Source organism: Pseudomonas sp. HD6422, assembly GCF_025377065.1.
Lineage (GTDB): Bacteria > Pseudomonadota > Gammaproteobacteria > Pseudomonadales > Pseudomonadaceae > Aquipseudomonas > Aquipseudomonas putida_U.
Map to the genome: position 1 here is coordinate 1 of NZ_JAHWIW010000077.1, position 2,413 is coordinate 2,413.

At 48.3% G+C, this 2,413-nt stretch carries 4 protein-coding genes; 3 read left to right on the plus strand and 1 reads right to left on the minus strand.

The features are described from left to right. Positions 1–138: 138 nt before the first annotated feature. The 3 genes from KY379_RS27070 to trfA all read left to right on the plus strand — a co-directional run bounded on the left by KY379_RS27070 (position 139) and on the right by trfA (position 2,114). Entirely contained in the window at positions 139–885 is a 747-nt protein-coding gene (locus tag KY379_RS27070; RefSeq protein WP_216891712.1) for a hypothetical protein, read from the plus strand. A 117-nt stretch (positions 886–1,002) separates the two neighbouring features. Beyond that, on the plus strand, positions 1,003–1,206 hold the full coding sequence (locus tag KY379_RS27075) for a helix-turn-helix transcriptional regulator (RefSeq protein WP_081502512.1): 204 nt from the start codon (positions 1,003–1,005) through the stop codon (positions 1,204–1,206). 2 nt (positions 1,207–1,208) lie between these two features. Further along, positions 1,209–2,114 carry a plasmid replication initiator TrfA gene (trfA, locus tag KY379_RS27080; protein WP_200929069.1) on the plus strand — a complete coding sequence of 302 codons (906 nt, stop codon included), beginning with the start codon at positions 1,209–1,211 and terminating at the stop codon, positions 2,112–2,114. Positions 2,115–2,141: 27 nt separating this feature from the next. On the opposite strand, the gene KY379_RS27085 is transcribed toward trfA, so the two are convergent. Next, positions 2,142–2,413: hypothetical protein (locus KY379_RS27085; protein ID WP_261242698.1), on the minus strand; the 272-nt coding region annotated here is incomplete at its 5' end.

The following is a 2,413-nucleotide window of genomic DNA, read 5'->3' on the forward strand; positions in this document are numbered from 1 at the left end:
GCTGACGACTCATGGCACCTCCTATTTGGGCCTCATTATGAGGCTTGGAGGTGTCTACGAAACTAGGGGCGATTCACATTTAGATGCTTTGTCGTGTGGGGCTGCCGAGATTTCTATTAAAGGAAGAGAGTGTGCACAGTGAGTGATGATTTTATGCGCCTGTCTGATCTGGTGCCGAGATACGCTCGATTCTACAAAATTAGCCCGCAAGAAGCTGCATACGCGCTGTATGAACTGATTGAGAGATTATATGTTGAGTACGGTGTAAATCGATTTCTTCCCAATTCGGTTAATGATGTTTTTTGGGTTGGTTGTTTTGGAAGTCATGACCGATCCCCCGGAACTCATGTGATCTATTTTCAGGAGTTGAGCAAGTATTTCTACGAGATTTTTTGCTCGCAGAGCAAGGGTGATAAAAATAAACTGAGCTGTTATTGTGAGGAGGCACAGCGGTCGATAGATGTTCCTGATAGCGTAGTTTGTTTTTCAGGGTCCGTCTTAGTAGAGTGGATTTTGAATGCAGGGTTTGAAAGTCCAGATTTTCTGTTAAATACTAATTTAGCTGAGAAAGCTAAGGGTAGGAGCGATGGCGGGCTCAACGAGCAGGAGTTGGGTACTGTCATCAAGATTGTAAATGGTCTGGTTGATATAATAAAGGCAGTTGATAAGGCTCATCGCGAGTCGCCGACTAATTATGATGATAAGGTTAGCTCAAGTAATATCAAACGTTATGCCTGTACGCTCAGTAACCCGCCGCGTAAGAATTCTGATGTGTGCTCTACCTTGATAGCTCTCGCGGAGGAGGCTGGAGTTGACATGCCTTCATATCATGGAACCATGCGAAAATATATGGGTATACAGTCCAAGTCCGATACAAAGGCGTGACTTATCCTTAGCGAAAATCTTGAGGAACCCTATGAGAATTTGAGGTTCCTCATGACTCCTCTACTGCGGTGCCATTGAATGCCTAGCCATCCAATCCGGCCTCAGGAGGCCCTGTAGATGGCTAACCAATCTGTTTCACCTTTGTTGCTTCGCCTGCCGGGAGTCTGTGCCCTAGTAGGGCTAAGCAAGTCTCAGATCTACCGTTTGATTCGAGCCGGCGAGTTTCCTCCTGGAATCTCTCTCGGAGCGAATTCTGTAGCATGGCCTGCCGAGCAGGTACAGGCTTGGGTAGCGGATAAAATCAGTTCCTCTGTTCGTTGACGATGGCTACAAATCCGCCACTTCCACCACGCGTAAATATCAAGATAGAGGAGCTTAGAAAGAGCTCTATTGCTAGGCGTAAAGAAAAAGATAAGCACGTTGAGGTCGAGGTTGAAGCCAAGCGAGAATCACTACCAAACTGGTCCGACTCAGTTAGGCGTGTACCTAATGTGGCTCTTAGATCGGCGTTGTTTGGGGCCATGAGGAAGGGGGCGCGTCCTTATGTTGAACAAATGGAGGTCAATGCGCTAGGTAGTGTCAGTATCCTCTATACAGGTGCTCTCCTTGATCAAGGTGATTTGGACGTTTGGACAGCAGTTCTACATTTGGCGCGAATGCAAGATTTGGGAGTCGAGTGCAGAATTACTGCCTACCGCCTTTTAAAAGTTTTGGGGAAAACCGATTCGGGTAAAAATCGACGTGTTTTGGACCTGAGCATCAGTCGCTTGAAAGCTACGGCTTTGCAGGTGAAGGTTGGTCGGTACGCATATGAAGGCAGCTTGATTCATGAGGTTTATCGCGATCATCATGAGCGAAGTGAACGAATTTATGTCGTACGATTAAATCCGAAGCTCGGAGTGTTCTTTCGTGAAGATCAATTCACCGATGTAGATTTGTCAATAAGGTATGCGCTGCGCGGTAAGCCGCTTGCACAGTGGCTACATGGATTCTATTCCAGTCACGCACGGCCATATGATCTTAAAGTCGAAACTTTGCATAGGTTGTGCAGAAGTCGTGCAAGCTCCTTGATTGATTTTAAAAAGGACTTGCTGAAGTCTCTTGAGGCAGTAAAGCAAGCAAGTGCCAATGTTGGTAGACCGTTTAGCTATCTTGTTGAAGCTCATTTGGTCCAAGTTAAGACGACTCCTAGCGCCTCTCAAAAGCGGCACCTAGATAAGAAACGTTGATACCGTCCCAGTCCCGCTGGTACCGTTTCAGCACTCCTGCTCGTAACGTACCAGCCTTCTACTTATAAAGTTCCAGCGCCCCTGGCGATGCTGTTCCAGCGCTCCTGTCATACTGTTCCAGCACTCCTGCCGATGCCGTTCCGGCGCTCCTGTCGATACCGTTCCAGCACCCCTGCCGATACCGTTCCAGCGCTCCTGTCGATACCGTTCCAGCACCCCTGCCGATACCGTTCCAGCACCCCTGCCGATACCGTTCCAGCGCTCCTGTCGATACCGTTCCAGCACCCCTGCCGATACCG

Excerpts from the sequence above, each read along its gene's own strand:
- KY379_RS27075 (WP_081502512.1), top strand. The coding sequence starts at position 1,003 with ATGGCTAACCAATCTGTTTCACCTTTGTTGCTTCGCCTGCCGGGAGTC.
- trfA (WP_200929069.1), top strand. The coding sequence starts at position 1,209 with ATGGCTACAAATCCGCCACTTCCACCACGCGTAAATATCAAGATAGAG.